The organism is Aquimarina addita (genome assembly GCF_039539305.1).
GTDB classification, from domain to species: Bacteria; Bacteroidota; Bacteroidia; order Flavobacteriales; family Flavobacteriaceae; genus Aquimarina; species Aquimarina addita.
The window spans coordinates 18899-41979 of the sequence record NZ_BAABCW010000008.1; the positions used below are offsets into that span (position 1 = coordinate 18899).

The window sequence follows — 23081 nt, forward strand, 5'->3', positions numbered from 1 at the left end:
ATGAGAGTACAACTTATTCGACTTAAGGGAGTATAAGGTATTATAAACAAAACTGTCTCGCTACAAGAATAAAGAAATAATATTGCTTTTATCTTAATTCTCGCGTGTAAATATACTTATGGTAAATGTTACACTTTATGCAAAGCATATAGAAATTTTAATAATAAGGATCATTATGCTTTACTATATTATGTATAGAACCCTTTAATCATACTTTTTCCTTTGTATTTTAAGCCAAAAAATACATACATTTGTTAGCATATCAACTTATAAAACAAAAAGAATGCAACGAAGTCTTAAGGACTATCTAGTAATCTCATTAAAAGGGCTTGCTATGGGAGCAGCAGATGTAGTTCCAGGAGTCTCAGGAGGCACCATCGCTTTTATATCAGGGATTTATGAAGAATTAATTGCAACTATAAACACATTAGGTTTTAGTTTTTTTAAAGTTTGGAAAAAAGAGGGATTCATCAGTTCATGGAAAACACATAATCTTTCTTTTTTGTTAGCACTCTTTACAGGTATAGCTATTAGTATTCTCTCTCTTGCAAAATTAATCAAATGGCTTTTACATCATGAACCATTGTTTCTGTGGTCATTCTTTTTCGGATTGGTATTAGCTAGTATTCTATATATTGGCAAACAAATCTCTTCTTGGAATATAAAAGTGATTCTTAGTCTTATACTGGCTGGCGTACTATCTTATTTTCTTACAATAGCTGAACCAATTGCTTCTCCGGATAGTTTATGGTATTTACTTTTTTGTGGATTTATTGCCATTATAGCCATGATTTTACCTGGAGTTTCAGGTGCGTTTATTTTATTAATTTTAGGAGCTTACCAAGTATTTATTGGTATTCTTAATCAGTTACGTGAAGGACTTTTTACTATGAATCTTGAAATATTATGGCAAGCGATCTATAAGCTCGCTATCATAGGGATTGGCGCTATTGCTGGTTTAAAACTTTTTTCTAAAATCTTAAACTGGATGTTTTCTAATCATAAAAATGTCACATTAGCCATCCTAACAGGATTTATGATAGGCTCTCTCAATAAGATATGGCCCTGGAAAAAAGTAATCTCCTGGAGAACTGATTCTGCTGGTTTGGAAGTTCCTTTTATAGAAAAAAGTGTGCTTCCTATGAATTATGATGGTGATGCCCAATTAATGTGGGTAGTACTATTTGTTGTTATTGGTTTCTGTATCATTCTTCTTCTAGAACGTCTGGCAACAAAAAAAGAACACTAATTTATGTCAGAAAACACCAGAACATTTAGTGATAAATTTTTTTTAGTTATTAAAGGACTAGCCATGGGCGCTGCTAACAAAGTTCCTGGCGTTTCTGGTGGAGTTGTTGCTTTTGTAGCTGGTTTTTACGAAGAATTTATTTATTCTTTACAGAAAATAAATTTTAAGGCGTTAAAGCTTTTTATTAATTTCAGATGGAGAAGTTTCTGGAGGTACATTAATGGAAAATTTTTAGCATTGTTGCTATTAGGCATGTTAATCAGCTATTTCAGTGTTTCCAAAATACTGGATTATCTTATTATACATTATGAGCTATATGTCTGGGCAGCTTTTTTTGGAATGATCATTGGCTCTATATATTATATAATAAAAGATTTCAATGATTGGAGCAAGCGCAATGTGATATTAATTATCGTTGGCATTATTGTAGGTGTTAGTATCAGTCTATTAGAGCCTGCAAAAGAAAATGACAACCTGTGGTTTGTATTTTTCTGTGGTATTGTAGGTGTATCAGGAATGACATTACCCGGTCTATCGGGTTCTTTTATTTTGATTTTATTTGGTAATTATGTGTTATTACTTGTTGATTCTGTAAACGCATTATACGATACAATGGCTGATCTACTCAGGTTTGATTTTTCATTTGTAGATAATGCAGAAAGAGTACGTTTATTAAAAGTACTCATCGTATTCAGTTTAGGGTCTATTACTGGATTGGTAACACTATCTCATCTATTAGGATATGTTCTAAAACATTATAAGAATGCTACTTTTGCTGCCATCATCGGATTTATAACGGGGTCACTCGGTGTTGTTTGGCCTTGGAAACATGAAGTTTATAAGTTAGACAATACAGCATCCATACTAATAGACGCCTATGGCGATCCCATACTGGATAATTATGATCGATATTTTCCTGATTTTACAATACCGTCTACCTATATTGGTTTATTCTTTATAATCATAGGTGTTGCTATTGTACTGGGACTGGATTGGTATGGAAATAAAACTAAAAAAACCTCATTGGCATGAATATATATGGATTATTGGGCAGAGATATTGGATACTCTTTTTCCAGAAACTATTTTTCAGTTAAATTCAAAAACGAACAACTACCTCATCAATATCAGAATTTTGATTTGCAACATATAGAAGAAATAACTCCTATTTTTACTGACGCTAAGATACAGGGCATTAATGTCACTATACCTTATAAAGAAGAAGTGATCGCATATCTAGACGAATTAGATCCTATAGCCAAAGAGATTGGAGCAGTTAATGTTATTAAATTTGACAAAGACAGAAAAACAAAAGGATACAATAGTGATTATTATGGTTTTACAGAATCCTTAAAACCATTACTCAATAAAACAATAAAAAAAGCATTAATATTAGGAACGGGTGGTGCTTCTAAGGCCATAGCATATGCATTAAAAAAATTAGACATCACTTACACTTTTGTATCCAGAAACCCCGATGAGAACCAGGTCAATTATACTGATCTGACTAAGGATATGATGCAAGAATTTAAACTTATTATTAATTGCACTCCTCTAGGCACTCATCCGCACGTAGATAACTACCCTGCAATTCCATATGAGTTCTTAGGAGATAATCATGTCTTATACGACCTTATTTATAATCCCGAAGAGACTGTTTTTATGAAAAGAGGGAAAGAAAAAGGAGCTAAAGTTACGAATGGATCTCGTATGCTCGTATTACAAGCCGAGAAATCCTGGAATATCTGGAATGAATAAAGAAAATCAAAACGATCCGGTACTAGTGAATTATCTCGACTCCAGATTACGAAGTATCAGAAACAAGATCGCTTCGTTATAAAAAACGAGAAACAAAACATAGAATATTATAACGATTTTCGACTCTTTCTAATTATAGTACAATGATTACCGGCAACCATTGTTAGATAGCAAATTGTACTCTTTGTGAGTCCTAAAACCATGGATTCTCTTTGACTTTATAGAAGATGTTAGTATCTTAGTCAAGTTTTATAGTTTTTAAAAACAATCAATAAAGCATAAAAGAATGAGTATCTTTAACTTGTAGCTATATTTTATCTAAAGTTAATTATAAGAAAAGGCGCTTCAGGAGGTGTAAGAATGCATTTCCTATCACACAAAAATACAGTACACAATGTCTACACATGATAACCTGCCAGAGGCAGATGGAAAAGAAGAGAATAATACAAAGATTCTTGAAGAAAAGGCCAACACTGAGACCACAGCTAATACTGAGGATACTACAGGTGAGCCCGAGCCTTCTAAAGATCATACGTTAGACGTAATCCCAGAGACTCGTAAAAAAGACGATGCCCAGATAGAAGAAACAACTTCAGAAGAAGTTGCTGAGGCTTCTCACATCGCATCAGAGTCTAAAGAAAATACTGTAGAAGCAGTTACTCCATCAATACAAGAAGAAAAAGAAAGTGCTCAAACTCCTAATACAGATGATAAAATTCAGGAGGAGGTAAATAAAGCGGTGGCAAAAGACAGTGAGGACGAGAGTAAACTAGAACGCCATAATATCGTCAAGAAAGATTATCATGCGATGAGTAAAGAAGAACTCATCAAAGAACTAAATCATTTAGTAAAAACTGAAAAAATTCAGGCGATTAAAGAACACGTTGAAGAAATAAAAACAGAATTTAACGATAAGTTTAATGAAGAAGTAGAACAAAAGAAAGAAGAGTTTTTAGCAGAAGGTGGTAATATCATCGATTTTTATTATTCTACTCCTTTAAAAAAGGCATTCAATTCTGCTTATTTTGATTATAAAGAAAAGAGAAACACCTATTATCAGAATCTTAAAAAGGACTTACAAGCTAATCTTTCTAAACGATTAGAAATTATTGAAGAGTTAAAAGGATTGCTTAATATGGAAGAAAATATTAACAATACTTATAATCATTTTAAGGAGATTAAAGAAAAATGGCGTAATGCTGGTCCTATTCCTAGGGATAAGTATAATACTGTGTGGAATACCTATCATCACCATACAGAGAATTTTTATGACTTCTTGCACCTCAACAGAGATTTCAGAGATATGGACTTTAAACATAATCTGGATCAAAAACTTAAAATTATAGAAAGAGCTATTGAGTTAGCGCAGGAAACCGATGTAAACCGGGCTTTTAGAGAGTTACAAATTCTTCATAAAATGTGGAAAGAAGATCTGGGACCTGTAGCTAAAGAATACCGAGAGCCTATCTGGGAAAAATTTAGTGAGCTCACAAAAAAGATTCATGAAAACCGTCAACATTTTTTTAAAAATCAAGACAAGATTTATGAAAAAAACTTAGAGGTTAAAAATGAAATTATTGCTAAGATTAGTACCGTGGGTAATGAACAAGCAAAAAATCATAGCGGTTGGCAACAAAAAATAAAAGAAATTGAAGCCCTTAGAGATGAATTCTTTAAAGCAGGAAAAGTGCCATCTCATCTAAATGAAGAAACCTGGAGTAGATTTAAGTCAGCAGTAAGGGATTTTAACCGAAATAAAAATACTTTTTATAAAAGTTTGAAAAAAGATCAGTTCGATAATCTAAACAAAAAAATGGAACTGATAAAAATTGCAGAAGACAATAAAGATAATGATGACTTTGCTGTTACTACTCAATTAATGAAAAAGATTCAGGCTGACTGGAAAAAAATTGGTCATGTTCCCCGTAAGGATAGTGATAGAATATGGAAACGTTTTAAGGATGCTTGTAATGCTTATTTTGATCGCATCCATGCAGAGAAAAATGAAGCTAATAAAGAAGAACAAGCTTCTTATGAAAAAAAACAGGCTCATCTTGAACAATTGAAAAGCATCAAATTATCAGGAGATACCGCTGCAGATCTTAGTCTTATAAAAGATAATATAAACGTATGGAAATCCTTGGGTCGTGTACCTTATAAAGTAAAAAGTATTGAATCTGATTATAACAAAGTATTAGATGGATTGTTTGAGCAACTTAACTTAAGCCGTCAGGAAACTGAAATGATTAAATATGAGAATAAGTTAAACTCTTTATCTAATCAAAAGGATGATGGTGCGTTGCGCAATGAGCAAAACTTCATTCGCAAAAGGATTGATGATGCTAAAAATGAGATTCGTCAATTAGAAAACAACTTGCTATTCTTTAAGCACGCCAAAGATGATAATCCTATGGTAGTAGAGGTAAAAAACAATATCCAGAAACATAAAGATAACCTCGAAATCTGGAAAACTAAACTTAAAAAAATCAGACAATTATAAGTTTATATAGTAAGTAACTGACTAAGAGTTAGATTATCAGTTGTGCTGTATTTATAAAATAGTATTGGTAGGATAAATAATGTAAATGAACTACCTCAACCCAAAGACACGAGGTATCAAAAACAAGATCAATTCACTACAAGAATCAGGAAACAAGACTTCTTGATCCTGATTCTTGTATTACAATCGAGGCTCTGCCTCAAGGAATGCTATTGATTAAACTAACTTATAGAAGTATTTTCTAAGTTTTGGTAAAATCATGAATCTTCCTGCTCACGTTCATTTTGGATTTGATCATAACCTTCCTCCATATCATCTTTTGAAGGAGGAGCAGATTGTTGTTCTAGTGTACCTTGAGGCTCATAACTTAATTCAGAAAAAAACGGAAAATGATCAGATCCTATACATTCTCCTTTCTCAACGGTTATTACTCTAAATTCTGGTGACACAAAAATATGATCTAACGGCCATCGGAATAATATGTTATGCGCATTATAGGTATTATAAAGACCTCTCCCCTTTCTCATGTCCAATAATCCACTAACTTTCTGGAACAGTTCTGTGGTTTCTGACCAAGCAACATCATTAAAATCTCCCATTACAATAACAGGATATTTAGAAAATTGAGCTTTTTTAGCTACTTTCATCATTTCAGCATCCCTATCCACAGAAGAAGGATTATGCTGTGGCACCGGTGGTGCGGGGTGAATTGCTATTAACTGTATCGTATCTTTAGCAGAAAGCAACATTTTAGAGTGTATCGAAGGGATTGTATCTTCTATCAGAAATTGTACGCTGCTATCAATTAATTCATATTTTGAAAAAAGAAGCATTCCGTATGTATTTTCAAAAGGAGCTTCTGTTTTAAATGTATAAATATCACTTAATTCTTTATTTATAAGATCACGCCATCTACTATTTGTCTCTGTAAATAATAAAACATCAGGGTCTCGTTTTCTTATAGAAGAAAAAAGCTCTTTACTCTTCTTATTATCCTGATATACATTAGCTGTATAAATACGTAAACTACCCTTACTCTCTGTCGTTGTAGCATCCAGTACTTCTACCTCGGATAAAATAGTATATGGATATATCTTGAGAAATTGAAATAAAATACATACGATTAGAATAATCGTAAAAATATAATCCTTAATATTTTGCTTTTTAAAGTAACAACAGTATAGTAAAAATACAATAACAGTTAAAGCTGTCAATTGTACATGAGGGAAATCAAAACTACGAATCCACCAAAAATCTAATGGAATAAAAGGAAGTATCGATAATATAACAGCAATACCAGCCATTATCCGAAGAAAAATCTTAATTTTCATAAAAGCGAACCAATTGTATCTGGTAAAAGTAGGTATAACATCAAATAGTAGGTAGCATTTTATAAAAAATTTAAAGAACTTTAAACATACTTATATTTTGCTTATTTATAAACTTAAGCGGTGGTATGCTTATTTCTTTTTACTTTCAAATATTTATATCCTAAATACCCTACTTTTAATGCTGTACTGGCAATCCTATACTTTTTACCACCAACCAGAAAACTAACTAATCCCAATATTATTGATTTTTTCATTTCTTTTACTTTATATACTTCTTTAATACCCATTCATAAAAAGTATGAGTAATTATATTACTATAAAGCAAAGTTAGAGTATCTCCATACTTAGTATTGACTAAATTCAACGAATCATTAACAATAATGCTCAGGACAAGTATGATTAACTCTTTATTTTTTAATCTGGCTCAATAATAATCTCTCGTAGAGAATAATAATAAAAGGATGATTAAAATGAGTTATTATAAACGTTTAGCTTCTTCCCAGAACACATCCATTTCTGCAAGTGTCATATCCTGTATGCTTTTACTATTTACTTTAGCCTTCTCTTCTAAATATTGAAAACGTTTTATAAACTTCTTATTGGTTCGTTCAAGAGCATCTTCCGGATTAATTTTTAAAAACCTGGCATAATTAATCATAGAAAATAATACATCTCCAAACTCGGCTTCTATCTTATCCTGATTCTGCGCATTAACTTCATCTTGCAGCTCTGCCAGTTCCTCTTCTAGTTTTTCAAACACTTGTTGAGGTTCCTCCCAATCAAACCCTACTCCTGCTACCTTATCCTGTATTCTACTTGCTTTTACTAAAGCGGGTAATGATTTAGGAACACCTTCCAGCACACTTTTCTTACCTTCTTTAAGCTTTAATTTTTCCCAGTTTTTCTTTACCTCTTCTTCATCAGCTACTTGTACATCTCCATAAATATGTGGGTGGCGATGGATTAATTTTTCACAAATTTCATTAGCCACATCAGCTATATCAAAATCCTGAGTTTCGCTTCCTATTTTTGCATAAAAAACAATGTGTAGTAAAAGATCACCAAGTTCCTTTTTTACCTCCTCCAGATCATTATTCAGAATTGCATCTCCCAACTCGTAGGTTTCTTCAATGGTTAAATGACGTAACGATTGTAATGTTTGTTTTTTATCCCAGGGACACTGCTCTCGTAATTCATCCATGATGGTTAACAATCGATCAAGCGCATTTAATTGATTTTCTCTGGAATTCATAGGCGTCATTTTATTTTCAAAAATAAGGATAATACATTGTGTTGATAATAGAGAAGTACTATAAAAGTTTAAAGTACAAAAATAAAGCAGGGCTAATTGCTTTCAAAATTGTATTTTTAGTTAGGATTCACAGGGGGTTACGGTGGCTATGCTGCTTACTTTCCGTTGTGAATTGCTTTCAAAATTGTATTTTTAGTTAGGATTCACAGGAGAGGTAATTAAAACGCTTACTATCGATGAGTTGTGAATTGCTTTCAAAATTGTATTTTTAGTTAGGATTCACAGGATTACTCGACTTAGATGTTGACTTTATTGTGTTGTGAATTGCTTTCAAAATTGTATTTTTAGTTAGGATTCACAGGAGCATTCATAAATTATTTGTATCGTTTGCCGTTGTGAATTGCTTTCAAAATTGTATTTTTAGTTAGGATTCACAGGCTAATCCTGTTCAAGATTTAGACTCATTAGTTGTGAATTGCTTTCAAAATTGTATTTTTAGTTAGGATTCACAGGAGATACAGACCAAAAGGTTAATTCGGTTCTGTTGTGAATTGCTTTCAAAATTGTATTTTTAGTTAGGATTCACAGGTCGGTGTCTACAATGCAAAATTTAGATATAGTTGTGAATTGCTTTCAAAATTGTATTTTTAGTTAGGATTCACAGGCCATTAAAATATAGCGACATTGATATACAGGTTGTGAATTGCTTTCAAAATTGTATTTTTAGTTAGGATTCACAGGAAAGAAGTTCAGAGGATCGTGTGCCATATAGTTGTGAATTGCTTTCAAAATTGTATTTTTAGTTAGGATTCACAGGTTCCTAACGAATCTATTATCTTACAACTAAGTTGTGAATTGCTTTCAAAATTGTATTTTTAGTTAGGATTCACAGGTTACGTTGTCAAGTATAAAATCAAGTGCGCGTTGTGAATTGCTTTCAAAATTGTATTTTTAGTTAGGATTCACAGGAATCAATACTGGTCAGAGTGGAAAGACTAAGTTGTGAATTGCTTTCAAAATTGTATTTTTAGTTAGGATTCACAGGACCGTCCTTTTTCTTAGGCTTCGGATCTCGTTGTGAATTGCTTTCAAAATTGTATTTTTAGTTAGGATTCACAGGATGGTGCTAGTTATTAAAAGAGATTTCAAAGTTGTGAATTGCTTTCAAAATTGTATTTTTAGTTAGGATTCACAGGTAAGGCTCAAAAGTTCGTAAGAGTGGTATAGTTGTGAATTGCTTTCAAAATTGTATTTTTAGTTAGGATTCACAGGCGTGCAAAAAAAGTTGGTAAAAGTATTTTTGTTGTGAATTGCTTTCAAAATTGTATTTTTAGTTAGGATTCACAGGGAGAGAAAGAAGAGAGCAAGCAGGGCTCGGTTGTGAATTGCTTTCAAAATTGTATTTTTAGTTAGGATTCACAGGAGAGAAAACAGAATATACAATATCAGTTATGTTGTGAATTGCTTTCAAAATTGTATTTTTAGTTAGGATTCACAGGATTCTCAAAGAACTTGAAGAAACGCGCAAAGTTGTGAATTGCTTTCAAAATTGTATTTTTAGTTAGGATTCACAGGAAAACAGAGCATCAAACTAGCTATATACTTGTTGTGAATTGCTTTCAAAATTGTATTTTTAGTTAGGATTCACAGGAGTGAAAATGAATTAAGTTTTGCAAAAGGTGTTGTGAATTGCTTTCAAAATTGTATTTTTAGTTAGGATTCACAGGTGGAGAGATAGAGTCATCATAATCTAAAGCGTTGTGAATTGCTTTCAAAATTGTATTTTTAGTTAGGATTCACAGGCCATCTACAAAATTATGCAATACAAATCGTGTTGTGAATTGCTTTCAAAATTGTATTTTTAGTTAGGATTCACAGGAACGTGTCTTTCTTTTACGTCGCTTATCCAGTTGTGAATTGCTTTCAAAATTGTATTTTTAGTTAGGATTCACAGGATAGTTTCTCCTGATAACCCAAAATTTAAAGTTGTGAATTGCTTTCAAAATTGTATTTTTAGTTAGGATTCACAGGTAACTAAAGAAGGTGAAGCTAATAGAGATGGTTGTGAATTGCTTTCAAAATTGTATTTTTAGTTAGGATTCACAGGCGTAACTATGTTTTTGATAACTTAATATCTGTTGTGAATTGCTTTCAAAATTGTATTTTTAGTTAGGATTCACAGGATTCAGATGGCGTCCATTTATCAGGAACAGGTTGTGAATTGCTTTCAAAATTGTATTTTTAGTTAGGATTCACAGGGTCCATTGTCAAAACTATCAGATGCCGATTGTTGTGAATTGCTTTCAAAATTGTATTTTTAGTTAGGATTCACAGGTGAACTTCACTTACCCCGTAAGTATTCTTTGTTGTGAATTGCTTTCAAAATTGTATTTTTAGTTAGGATTCACAGGTTGTGCAGATTTCTAAACATATTTCGCATAGTTGTGAATTGCTTTCAAAATTGTATTTTTAGTTAGGATTCACAGGTGAGAGAAAGAAGAGAGCAAGCAGGGCTCGGTTGTGAATTGCTTTCAAAATTGTATTTTTAGTTAGGATTCACAGGTTAATAGTTTATGTGTTAAATGTTAATTAAGTTGTGAATTGCTTTCAAAATTGTATTTTTAGTTAGGATTCACAGGAGGGGTTGGGATGATGAAAAAGACTATTTCGTTGTGAATTGCTTTCAAAATTGTATTTTTAGTTAGGATTCACAGGAGATGGATAATTACGTACAGAATTGGAAGCGTTGTGAATTGCTTTCAAAATTGTATTTTTAGTTAGGATTCACAGGCAGGCAGGAAATGGAGTGGAAGGCGTTGAGTTGTGAATTGCTTTCAAAATTGTATTTTTAGTTAGGATTCACAGGAGGGCTTGAAAAAATAATTTTCTTTGTTGTGAATTGCTTTCAAAATTGTATTTTTAGTTAGGATTCACAGGTGAATCCCGATTTTTAAAAAATGCAGGTGAGTTGTGAATTGCTTTCAAAATTGTATTTTTAGTTAGGATTCACAGGATATTATCCTGTATCCTATCGCATATCTCTGTTGTGAATTGCTTTCAAAATTGTATTTTTAGTTAGGATTCACAGGGCATATGATTCTTGCCAGTAAGTTGCTATGTTGTGAATTGCTTTCAAAATTGTATTTTTAGTTAGGATTCACAGGGGATGGGCTTTGGCGGTTCTCTTTAATGATGTTGTGAATTGCTTTCAAAATTGTATTTTTAGTTAGGATTCACAGGCCCAGTTACTTGGAAGTCCATGATTAATAGTTGTGAATTGCTTTCAAAATTGTATTTTTAGTTAGGATTCACAGGTTTTCACAATGATTTTTGTCTATCTTATCAGTTGTGAATTGCTTTCAAAATTGTATTTTTAGTTAGGATTCACAGGGTAACCAATGTTTTGGTTAAAGTGCATCCTGTTGTGAATTGCTTTCAAAATTGTATTTTTAGTTAGGATTCACAGGCAACAGAGAGGAATTTTTAAGGCATTTTCTGTTGTGAATTGCTTTCAAAATTGTATTTTTAGTTAGGATTCACAGGGTTTTTATATTTCCATCAAAAACTTTATCTAGTTGTGAATTGCTTTCAAAATTGTATTTTTAGTTAGGATTCACAGGCCTCCATGCTCAAAAAACTCATTTTCTTTGTTGTGAATTGCTTTCAAAATTGTATTTTTAGTTAGGATTCACAGGACAAAAATAATTAAAGGCATCCAAAAACGTGTTGTGAATTGCTTTCAAAATTGTATTTTTAGTTAGGATTCACAGGGATCAGGTGAACCACCGTCTCGTAATCTTTGTTGTGAATTGCTTTCAAAATTGTATTTTTAGTTAGGATTCACAGGTTAATATTAAAATTCAAAGGTAGGTGTTATGTTGTGAATTGCTTTCAAAATTGTATTTTTAGTTAGGATTCACAGGTTCAGTAAAGAAGAATACAATAGATGTTGGGTTGTGAATTGCTTTCAAAATTGTATTTTTAGTTAGGATTCACAGGGAGCGAAGCTCTTTTAAGATACAAAATCATGTTGTGAATTGCTTTCAAAATTGTATTTTTAGTTAGGATTCACAGGATTTTAAAATTAGTAAAGATGAACAACCCAGTTGTGAATTGCTTTCAAAATTGTATTTTTAGTTAGGATTCACAGGGCATCGGGTGGTAGTCCTGTGTGTATAGGTGTTGTGAATTGCTTTCAAAATTGTATTTTTAGTTAGGATTCACAGGATACATCCTTTTATATTTTTATTTAGGATAGTTGTGAATTGCTTTCAAAATTGTATTTTTAGTTAGGATTCACAGGATACCTGCCATAAAAAACTGGTATCCTGAATCTTAACTCTAATCTTAGGATTAAAAAAACGACTCTGTCTTTAGAAAAGTTCTAACTGCTGACTTGGTTTTTCTGGTTCTATCTCCTTTTGTCCATGAAATAACTCAATCATCCCAAATTGCTTATCGGTAATCTGCATAATGCATACTTTTCCTTTTTTGGGCAGGATATTTTTTGTTCGCTTAATATGTACTTCTGTATTTTCTCTACTGGCGCAAAATCGTAAATAGATACTAAATTGAAACATAGCAAACCCATCGTTTAACAGACGTTTTCTAAATCCACTGGCTGCTTTGCGCTCTGATCGCGTTTCTGTTGGCAGATCAAAAAAAACTAAAACCCACATACTTCTATACTGATTAAGGCGTGAATACTTACTATGAGCCATACGATGGATATAAAATCCTACGGCTTGTTCCCAGAAAACATTCATGCAATGAACTGGTTGTTCTACTCATAGCAACCATCAGAGGACTTCGTTTTCCATCTATATAAACATCCAATGCAGGGATTGTTAACAATTCTGATTTGAGCGCAGTTGTTAATGCATCATACTGCTTGTATTTTTGAACCATATCATATACCAATGCATCGATGTAGATTCTATAAGGTTCCATAACATCATCCGCCAGACAAAAAGGATTGTATTTATTATGATGAAAAATCCCTACAGATGGCAACATCCCACTGCTTACTAAGGCTCGTGCGGTAATTGCTCTAAGAATGGCATATCCATAGTTTAATAAATTATTAGGTGCCACTCCTTTTTGATTTCTGCTAAAACCATCTATTGTAAATAGATTTTGAAAATAAAAAGCAGCAGCAATAGCCTCGTGATTATGGATATCTCCACTTTTTACTTCATTTGCCCATCGTTTTAATTTTAGTGCATGAATTCCTCTTTCCTCCAGATGATTTGCTTGATTTTCTATTTTACTACTTACAGTTTGCTGCCACAGATTTTTCTTTAGTGGTACGCTTGCATTTAATTGATACCGGATACGTTCCGTTTGCTCACTATGCCCAACCAGAGGTTGTAAAAAAGAACAAGGCATATGCTGTTGATCACAGGTAATAACAGCAGTTTTATTCTGTACTAATTTCATAAGTAGCCCATTAGTCACTGTAATTTGAGAGTTTTCTAAAATGATATAGCCCAAATCTTCTATCGGAATAGTGACCGCTCCTTTCTCCGTTTCCGGAAAACTGGCAACCAGCTGTTGATTTTTAGTACTGAGATATACTGGATTACTAAAAAAGAGAGTACGTTTAATCATAGCTTCTAATCCTTAGTATTCTCCTACGCACATAATTTCACCCAGATGGTTTAACCGAACTTTGATACAGTTTTCTAAATATTTTTCACTTTGATAAAATTTATATGTGATTTCAGACAACTGTTTTTTATTTTTAAAATCATCAGCTCCTACTGCATTTGTTTCTAAATGGTGGTTAAATACATAATTTTTGCTTGAAATTTTTTGAACTCTAAACAAGTGCTTACCTATTAGTGTTTTATTACTTTTATCTAATAAATCTATGTCATTAGGAACAAAATCAATAGATGGAAAAACAAACATTTCATTTTGCTTCATCGTAAAACAAAATTTCCAACCTTTCGCATGAACTTTTTTAATAATAGATTGTCCTTGATTTTTTCTTATCACGGCTTCATAAAAGGAAACCACTTCTTCTTGTAGATTCCCTTTTTCATCTCTATAAATAGCTATATGATGATTGTTACCAGTGCTTACATAATCTACAGGTATTTCTTGTTCGTTCTGATCTAATAGAGTATTTCCCTGATGATCTTTTGCCGTATGCAAAGGTTCTGCGTTACTAACACCTTTGATGGTCACGGACTTAATAGTAATCCCGTTTTTTTCATCCAGCCATATAGGGTTCTCATCCAGATCAGCAAATGCTTCTTTAGGCTTACCGTTAAATGCTTTTAACCGATCTTGCAATATTCTTTGCACACCTTTATCCACTACTTTATCTATTTTCAGATCTGGTGTCACCAACTTTCTTATTGTATATCTGGTTTTTAATGTTTTTGTTTTGACCTTATCAGGAATTTCAGAATCATTAAGATATATAGGTTGTTTACTTAATGAATTTTTACCTGTAAATGCTTTTTTTGGATCTCCATTAAATTCTTCTAATCTTTTTTCTAAGGCTTCCTGGTATGCTGGTCTGGTAATTGTTGCAATTTTTTCTTTAGTAAATGAGGCATTGATCTTTTCTTCCTTTATTTCATACTCATACGATTTTCCATAAACGGTTTGCTTATGTAACTGTCCTCTAGGTGTTAATTCTATTTTACTAGTATAATTTCCTTTTCCTTTTTTCTTAATTTTATTTATATTTTTTGTGACCACCTTATTTTTAGTTTTGTAAGAAATCAAAATGGATTCCAGGTGCATCTTTGATGCTTCTCTTATATTTTTAAATGGTTTTAAGAATTTTCTACCTCCTTCTTTATCTCTATAGGTGTACTTCTTTTCTATTCCATAAATCTCACCTGATTTATCACTTTTTGCTTGCTTATTATTAAGATAATTCACAAATGCTGGCCTTGTGAAAGCTACTGCAATAGCATCCATAGCATGATGTCTGTGGTCATTACGTTTTGTCCAGTCTTTGATTCGTGGTAGTGCTTTTCCTTCTTTATTATGATCATAATATGTCAATCCTAACCCTTCATATTTAACCCAATTTAATTCTTGTAAAACATTAACAAGTTCCCAATCTGATCTTAGTTTAGCTGTAATTTTTCCTGATGTGGCTGATACGTTTCTAGTTACTTGCAATAAAAGCTCCTGTGCTTTTTTTGCGATATATGCAGAATTACCTAAATCTCGGTTTAAGAAATCTTCTGGAATATCATTTTTCTTCATTAAAAGTTTTGTACGTTTTCCGTATTTGATTCCACCCTGAGAGAACACTTCTTGCGTTCTGGATTCAAAATCACCGAGCCACCCCTTACGTTCACAATAATCGTAAGCAGTTTCGCTTCCCTTTTCTAAATTCACATCCCGTAATTCTAAAGTTTTATTAGAAAAAGAATCATCAAAAAGTACCGATTGTGGGATGATATGTTCTACATCAAACTTTTGTGTAAATAATTCCTCTGGTTTAATATATGTCCCGGAGTATAGGGTTTTAAACCCTGTAGCTTTTAACTCCAAATAGAGTTTATATTTAATTAAATCCTTTCTACTCACATAGGATAGTCCAAATTCTGTTTTAATCCTTTCTCTATATGTAATATGTGCAGCGGTCGATTTCCTAATTTCCTTTGTCATTTCGTCACGTTGCTTAGCTGTTTTTTTTAATTCACGTGCTAATTCTACTCGTATTTCATCCGGACGACCCATTTCCGGATGCTGTACAATAGCATTAACTACATGGATCATCTGATTGAGAATTTTTTCGACTACCGGATTCCGTAATGAATTCTTCTTTAAAATTTCTAAAGAATCTTGTAATTCTCTTTTTTCATTTTCTTCTGAAGTCAAAGAATTAGAATGGTTATAGCCTGCTAAACTACAAGCTTTATCATATGTCTTACCTTCTTCCAGAAATGGATAGATTTTTCGTAACGCACGAACGCTTAGATTTCCATAATCCTGTGGAAAAGTTATACTTACTAGTAAACGGGCATGTGTTTCTTCAAAACCAAAGTTAGCCTGCAATTTATTAAGTAACCCTTTGGTACCCGTGACAGAATTATCATCTTCGTAAGAATACAATAGATGCCATAATTGATAAGCTGGTTGTTTACTAAAATCATTACTTGTGATATTCATATCCAATTGCAAGATTCGAGGATCGATACCAACTTCCTGAAATAAAATACTGATATCGTGAATAATTTCTGAAGCTGTTTTTTTTGTTTGAATTTCAGGATATCCTTCTATATCTGCAATTTTGTAATACATTTCAAATAACGAAGCATGTGTTCGATTTCCTTCTAATTTTTCAAAATTGACTGCATACTTTTTATAATTCAGCTTGGTATTTGTAAATAGCCATTTTAAAAAATAGGATGCTTTCCAGGATTCAACAATATTTAATTCTTCAAAGAGTAGTTGTTTGGTTTCTTCATCAATCGTGTATGCTTCTTTTTCATTGTCTTTTTTAGTTACAACAATGGCATTAATCTGTTGCCATACTTTTGCCTGTTGAAAAACTGGTGATGACTTTGGAGCCACTCTAGGTCCAATTAACTTTTTTTTCTTTACACCATCAACGTTAACTTCTCTTTCTTTTCCTTCTAATTGACAGATATTTATTAATCCCTTTTGCGATTTTAGTTTTCGTTGATAGAAAATAATACTATTCCTAATTTTATCTTTGACATCTTCTGTTAACTCCATATAATATTGAGATTGTTGTTTCCAGATAGTATCAAATTCATCCAAATAATCCTGACGATAAAAAACCTGATTTTTTAAAGACTCATGTCGATTTTCTTTAAGCTGATTGTATTGATATTGTCCTACGGTAAGATTATTAAAAAACAACTCTTTACTGCGATCACTTATTGCACCAAGATATCCACTTGACTGATTAATTTGATTATTAACCTCTGTTAAAATATAAGCAACTTCTGGTAACGTAAGTTGTGAAGCGATCGCTTGATTGCGCCAACTATACTCTTGTAACTTTTTTTCTTTTCCTTTATTTTCGGCTCTTGGTGTACCTATTGTTTTTTCAAAATAAGTACCCGTTGCCTTTTGTCCCAGACCATATAACTTTTCTAAGTGCTCATCTGTAAGAAAATCTGGATAAAATTGCTTTTGATACTTCCAGATTTTATTAAATTCTTTCTGCAAATCGGAACGATAATAACTTGGAGCTGTTTTGACACCTGCTTTTAATAACTCATACGATAATTGTCCTGGAGTAAGATTTTCTTGATGTAATCTTTTAGCAATTGCCATACCATCAATTAATTGTCCATCTTCTTCATTATTTACTTTTCGACTACTTTTGTAACCACGCTTTTTATTAATCATGAGTAATACTCTGACAAAATCAACTTTGGAGAGTTTTTCATTAGGCGCTTTTGCTCTTAGCTCATAGGTACTATGCGTTTCACAATCAGATTCTGAAAGATTTGATTCTTTATCTATAAAACCTAAAGTTTGAAATATTGAGATAACTGCGCTCCTTCTTTGCTTATAGCGCTGTAAGTTACGTCGTGCGCCACGTTGTAACGTACGATCAGCATTAATCGTAATTGTTTTACCCTTTTTAAAATCTTGCTGTTCATCTGTGGAGAGGGGAACTACTCTAACCCCTGTTTTTATAATAGAGGATGTTTCTTCCTTTTTATTTAAAGCATCTGATTCGTGTACGAATGCCCAACCAATAGATGTAGTTCCTAAATCTAATCCTAATATTTTTTTCATTGTGATTTATTTACCTTCAAAAGGTAAAACAAAAAAAATTCCCGTTCTTGCGTAAAACCGCATTTTCCCTAAATTTCTTTTACGTATATTTACATCACAATTTTGAAAGCAATTCACAATAAGGATTATTCCGTTGTGAAAACATTCAAAGCGGCCTTTACGGGTCGCTTTTCTTTTTGCTAAAAATATGACTGCAATGGGTAGTACTAAAAAAGTAAGTATTTGATCAAAAAGAAACCTGATACATTCGGTTGCTTGTAGCCTTAAAATCAGTGATTAAATCCTTCATAATATCCGCAACGGGTTTAATCTCGTGAATCAATCCTGATACCTGACCAATCTCTAATTCTCCTTCGTCCAGGTCACCTTCAAACATACCACGCTTAGCTCTGGCTCTACCTAATAAGGTTTTTAAATCTTCTATAGAAGGTGCTTTTGTATATAAATCAGTTACATCCTGATAGAATTTATTTTTTAATAGTCGTACTGGTGCTAGTTCTTTTAATGTAAGTTGGGTATCTCCTTCTTTGGCATCTACGACCATTTTCTTAAAATCAAGATGAGAAGATGCTTCCTCACTGGCAACAAATCTACTCCCTATTTGCACGCCATCTGCACCTAATGCCATAACTGCAAACATAGCAGCACCAGTAGCAATACCACCTGCTGCAATTAACGGTATTCTAATTTTTTCTTTAACTATAGGAATCAGCGTTAAGGTAGTAGTTTCATCTCTTCCGTTATGTCCGCCTGCTTCAAAACCTTCTGCTACCACCGCATCTACCCCGGCATCCTGTGCTTTTAAAGCAAACTTAAGACTACTAACTACGTGGACTACTGTAATTCCTTTTTCTTTTAGATAAGATGTATAGGTTTTAGGATTCCCTGCAGAGGTAAAAACAATCTTCACTCCTTCTTCTACCACAATATCAATGATCTCTTGTAGATTAGGATATAACATAGGAATATTAACTCCAAAGGGATTGTCTGTAGCTTTTTTGCATTTCTGTATATGTTCCCTCAATATATCCGGATACATGGATCCTGCGCCAATAAGACCTAATCCTCCTGCATTGCTTACCGCACTCGCAAGCTTCCATCCGCTTGCCCAAATCATCCCTCCTTGAATTATTGGATATTGTATCTTAAAAAGTGTATTAACTTTATTCATTATTATTTTGTGATCTTATGTATATACCGTGAATTCTCCGAAATTGTTTCTACTACATACAAGCCAGCAGCCAGATCTTGTAATGAGATATACTTTTGATCCGTTAATTGTTCGGATTGTATCATCCTTCCATCGATCGTAAAAACAGTTACTTGTATGGTAGTTCCTTCTGGAACTGTAAAGAATAATTGATCCTGGACTGGATTGGGATATACATTCATCATTACTTTATCTTCTGTATCTACTGATAGACTTGCATCTTCCAGCATAGATTGAAAATCAGGTATTCCATAACCCAATTGATTTGTTGGCGTATTGTATTGTGATCCTGACGCTCTCACTACCTGTATAATTTCGTCATTTGATAATTGAGGTAATGCCTGCCAGAGACAGGTTACAGCACCAGCCATTATTGGAGAACTAAAAGAAGTCCCACTATTAGAGGAAACGCTATTTGCAGATGATAATACCGCAGCCCCTAATCCTCTGGCTACGACATCTGGTTTTATACGATTATCTGCTGTAGGTCCTATGGAGCTAAACCCTGCATATTCACCATTCTGATCTATTGCACCTACGGTTAATGTTCCTGGAGCATCACCAGGTGCTGTAATAATCCCCCAACTATCACCTCCAGAATTACCAGCAGAAGTAACCAGTAACATTCCTTTATCAAAAGCTATATTAGCACCTCTGGAAATAAATGTTGTCTGTCCATCCATATCCGATGTTTTATAATCATAGGCGGGATTATCAAATTGTTGAGAATACCCCAAAGATGTATTGATCACATGTACACCTAAACTATCGGCACGCTCTACAGCTTCCACCCATAAAGCTTCTTCTTTTGGCCCTTCTGTGGCAACATCTTCTGTTACAAATAAGTAATATGATGCATCTGGTGCTGTCCCGATAAATTCTCCATCTATATACCCTGCTATATCACTAAAGGTTTGTGTACCATGTGAACTTCCTGTAATCGCAAACTCATCGTCTGATCTACTCACAAAATTATACCCATCTAATATACGTCCTTCATCTCTTGCTCTTTTAAATCCATCATTTGTATCTACACCTGGAAAACCAGCATCCATTACGGCAATAATCATACCCGCTCCTGTATAACCTTGCTGATGCATATAATCTGCACGTAACTGCTGAATTTGCGCTGCAGCACTCCCATAATTAAAATCAGCTTTTTCTCCAAATTTAGAATAAATACTCTCATTTTTTTCTTGTGTGGGCTTTACAAACTTAACAGCAGTGTCCAAAGAATTATCAGCATAATCAATATGTGATACAAAAGACAAATTCTGTAAATCACGAATGATGCTTAACTCACCTCGTAGAAATACACAATTAAACCATTTTGATTTTGCTAAGACAGTTACCCCATTTATATTCTTCAGTTGAGAAATATATGTTTCTGTAACAGGCACATCTCTTTCATCAATAACCACATTATGGAGTTCTTTCCTGTCAATTGCTTGTTGTGTCAGAATTGTTAAAGGGTTTGCTATTGCTTCTGCAGTATTTTCTTTCTCCGTAAAATAGACCCAGGCATCCTCTTCCTGAGAAAACCCTATCTGAGTAATGAAAAAAAATAACATTAAATACTTTTTCATACAACATTTTTTTATTTGTGTGTGTGTGCTACAAGCTACGAAATTACTCCGGATCCTACTAATTCATCCTTAAGATACCAAGCGACAAACTGTCCTTCTGTAATTGCACTTTGATTATTTTCAAAAACAATATACATTCCTGAATCTACCTGATATAATCTTGCTTTCTCCAATTTTTGTCTATATCGTATTCTAGCCATGACGGATAATTCTTCATCTACCTGCAATGCTAAATCCTGTCGTACCCAATGCAATTCTTCATTACTTACAAAAAGTGCTTTTCTGTATAATCCCGGATGATCTTTACCTTGTCCTGTATAAATTATATTAGCCTCCACATCTGTTTCTATGACAAAGAGTGGTTCTGGAGTTCCACCTACTGCAAGTCCTTTTCTTTGTCCTTTTGTAAAATAATGTGCTCCCTGATGTTTCCCTACAATTTTTCCATCATTACTATGATAACTGAATTTTTCAGATATAAACTCCAATTCTTCTCTTTTAGAAGTAAATACAGGAACTGCTTTATCATATTGCGCTTCAGAAGCTGCAATTTCTATAATATTTCCTTCTTTTGCTTTTAATTTTTGCTGAAGAAACTCTGGTAATCTCACTTTTCCTATAAAACATAATCCCTGAGAATCTTTTTTATCGGCAGTAATTAAATCTTGTGCTTTTGCAATTTCTCTTACTTCGGGTTTTAGTAACTCTCCTACAGGAAAAAGGGTCTTTGCTAATTGTTCCTGAGATAACTGACATAAAAAATAAGATTGATCTTTATTCGTATCTTTTCCTGCCAAAAGGCGATGTACCTCCTTGTCATCTATTACAACAGTATCTCTACGACAGTAATGACCTGTAGCAACAAAATCTGCTCCTAAGGACAAGGCTATTTTCATAAATACATCAAACTTGATCTCTCGATTACATAGTACATCAGGATTAGGAGTTCTTCCTTTTTCATACTCATCAAACATATAATCCACAATACGCTCTTTATACTCCTCACTTAAATCTACTGTCTGAAAAGGGATACCTAATTTTTCTGCTACTAACAGAGCATCATTACTATCATCCAACCATGGACACTCATCAGATATAGTAACTGTATCATCATGCCAGTTTTTCATAAAAAGTCCGATTACCTCATATCCTTGTTTCTTTAACAAATAAGCTGCAACACTAGAATCTACTCCTCCGGATAATCCTACAATAACCCTCTTCATTACTTTTTAATTTTATTCATCTATTAATCACAAAACTGTCAATTCTATGCAAAAATACTAAATTAAAAAAGCAATGCTAATGCATTGCTTCAAGGTTTTTCTTATAACGCTCTAGACGTATCCTATACTAAAATCTCAGTACTATTATCGTTGATTTAGCGGAAATACTTTTTGTTCTAGCAACTTTCCGTTTTCATAGTATTTCCAGAGACCATTCTTTTTATCTCTTTTATAATCTCCTTCAATTTTTACCTTGCCCTTAATATCATAATATTTAGTCGGTCCATGTAATTGGTCATTTTCATAGGTAAACTCCTTTATCAGAATTCCTTTATCAGAATACACCGCACTTTTACCTTCTTTTTTGCCATCCACATAGGTTGTTTTTTCTGCAATTTTTCCATTTTCAAAATAAGTAATCTGATCTCCATTCAATTTTCCCGATCGATACATCTCTCTCATCATAGTATCTGTAGAATTCTGATGATAATACACCCATAGTCCTACGCGATTCTTACCTATCATAGCCCCTTCACTAATTACTTTTTTCTTATTAGTAAAGTATTGCACTTGCACAGTATCAGTCGTTTTAGAAAAAGTTTTAATTGCTGTAGGAAGTTCTCCACTGCTAGGTTTATAAAATTTAAAAACTCCTACTTCTTTACCATGATCAAAAACACCTTCATACCTTAATTGGTTACTATTCTCATATTTTTTTTGCCATTTGCCATGTCGTCTACCTTCTGCATCATATGCGTTATAATTCTGGGCAAAACTAACCGTGGCATTTACTATAAAAATGAGCAATACACATATATTTCGCATTATTCTATTTATTTTTTGTTATTCATTACCCAAAAAGCATACCAATATAAATGGTATTGATATTGAGAAAAAAACGACTCTATCAATTAGAGCGATTCTATTTATTTTTAGAACCTATTTTATTCATGACCTTAATCAATAACATATTTTTAAGGGTCACACGAATTATTTTATTTTTTCACAAGCTATTACAACTTGTTTTTCAAATCTCTTTTAGCTCCTACTCTTCAAAAATAGTTTAATAAAAGAAACTATTAAATTTGTTTTTATCAAAAGAATTCTTACAAAAGAAATATTAATACCTGCCAAAAAATTGTATCTGTTTATTAAAGTTTAGTTTGGTTAACGTTTGTTTAACAATTTATTGGAAATATATAATTCAATCATCTCGTTGA

The 23081-nt window shown here is 32.9% G+C and carries 14 protein-coding genes and 1 CRISPR repeat array; of the genes, 4 read left to right on the forward strand and 10 right to left on the reverse strand.

Translation table 11 applies throughout. The features are described from left to right. Window positions 1–283 precede the first annotated feature (283 nt). From ABD816_RS11110 to ABD816_RS11125, 4 genes are all read left to right on the forward strand, one after another. On the forward strand, window positions 284–1249 hold the full coding sequence (locus ABD816_RS11110; protein WP_344927341.1) for a DUF368 domain-containing protein: 966 nt from the start codon (window positions 284–286) through the stop codon (window positions 1247–1249). Window positions 1250–1252: 3 nt separating this feature from the next. After that, window positions 1253–2281, forward strand: a complete 1029-nt coding sequence (locus ABD816_RS11115) for a DUF368 domain-containing protein (protein ID WP_344927343.1) — start codon at window positions 1253–1255, stop codon at window positions 2279–2281. Then, window positions 2278–3006 carry a shikimate dehydrogenase family protein gene (locus ABD816_RS11120; RefSeq protein WP_344927344.1) on the forward strand — a complete coding sequence of 243 codons (729 nt, stop codon included), beginning with the start codon at window positions 2278–2280 and terminating at the stop codon, window positions 3004–3006. Before ABD816_RS11115 ends, ABD816_RS11120 begins: the two co-directional genes overlap by 4 nt. 394 nt (window positions 3007–3400) lie before the next feature. After that, complete coding sequence (locus tag ABD816_RS11125) at window positions 3401–5506, forward strand: DUF349 domain-containing protein (protein ID WP_344927345.1); 2106 nt, start codon at window positions 3401–3403, stop codon at window positions 5504–5506. A gap of 257 nt (window positions 5507–5763) precedes the next feature. Here ABD816_RS11125 and ABD816_RS11130 read toward each other — a convergent pair whose 3' ends face one another. The 10 genes from ABD816_RS11130 to ABD816_RS11175 all read right to left on the reverse strand — a co-directional run bounded on the left by ABD816_RS11130 (window position 5764) and on the right by ABD816_RS11175 (window position 22686). After that, entirely contained in the window at window positions 5764–6837 is a 1074-nt protein-coding gene (locus tag ABD816_RS11130) for an endonuclease/exonuclease/phosphatase family protein (protein ID WP_344927347.1), read from the reverse strand. A 113-nt stretch (window positions 6838–6950) separates the two neighbouring features. Continuing rightward, window positions 6951–7091, reverse strand: coding sequence for a hypothetical protein (locus tag ABD816_RS11135; RefSeq protein WP_344927348.1), 141 nt, complete (start codon window positions 7089–7091; stop codon window positions 6951–6953). A gap of 224 nt (window positions 7092–7315) precedes the next feature. Next, window positions 7316–8089 (reverse strand): nucleoside triphosphate pyrophosphohydrolase, encoded by a 774-nt coding sequence (mazG, locus tag ABD816_RS11140; protein WP_344927350.1) that lies wholly within the window; start codon window positions 8087–8089, stop codon window positions 7316–7318. Between the two features lie 88 nt (window positions 8090–8177). After that, window positions 8178–12392: direct repeats of the CRISPR family, unit length 46 nt; unit sequence GTTGTGAATTGCTTTCAAAATTGTATTTTTAGTTAGGATTCACAGG. A gap of 70 nt (window positions 12393–12462) precedes the next feature. Further along, entirely contained in the window at window positions 12463–12810 is a 348-nt protein-coding gene (gene cas2 / locus ABD816_RS11145) for a CRISPR-associated endonuclease Cas2 (protein ID WP_344927619.1), read from the reverse strand. Beyond that, a complete protein-coding gene (gene cas1 / locus ABD816_RS11150; RefSeq protein ID WP_344927352.1) occupies window positions 12800–13699 on the reverse strand; it encodes a type II CRISPR-associated endonuclease Cas1 in 900 nt (299 codons plus the stop codon). Before cas1 ends, cas2 begins: the two co-directional genes overlap by 11 nt. Before the next feature lie 12 nt (window positions 13700–13711). After that, entirely contained in the window at window positions 13712–17842 is a 4131-nt protein-coding gene (cas9, locus tag ABD816_RS11155) for a type II CRISPR RNA-guided endonuclease Cas9 (RefSeq protein ID WP_344927354.1), read from the reverse strand. A gap of 226 nt (window positions 17843–18068) precedes the next feature. Next, window positions 18069–19013 carry an NAD(P)H-dependent flavin oxidoreductase gene (locus ABD816_RS11160; protein ID WP_344927356.1) on the reverse strand — a complete coding sequence of 315 codons (945 nt, stop codon included), beginning with the start codon at window positions 19011–19013 and terminating at the stop codon, window positions 18069–18071. A 2-nt stretch (window positions 19014–19015) separates the two neighbouring features. Next, complete coding sequence (locus ABD816_RS11165; protein ID WP_344927358.1) at window positions 19016–20638, reverse strand: S8 family serine peptidase; 1623 nt, start codon at window positions 20636–20638, stop codon at window positions 19016–19018. A gap of 35 nt (window positions 20639–20673) precedes the next feature. Next, the gene (gene mnmA, locus ABD816_RS11170) at window positions 20674–21861 is read right to left on the reverse strand and encodes a tRNA 2-thiouridine(34) synthase MnmA (RefSeq protein ID WP_344927359.1); all 1188 of its coding nucleotides are present in this window, start codon (window positions 21859–21861) and stop codon (window positions 20674–20676) included. Between the two features lie 144 nt (window positions 21862–22005). Next, on the reverse strand, window positions 22006–22686 hold the full coding sequence (locus tag ABD816_RS11175; protein ID WP_344927361.1) for a toxin-antitoxin system YwqK family antitoxin: 681 nt from the start codon (window positions 22684–22686) through the stop codon (window positions 22006–22008). Window positions 22687–23081: the final 395 nt, after the last annotated feature.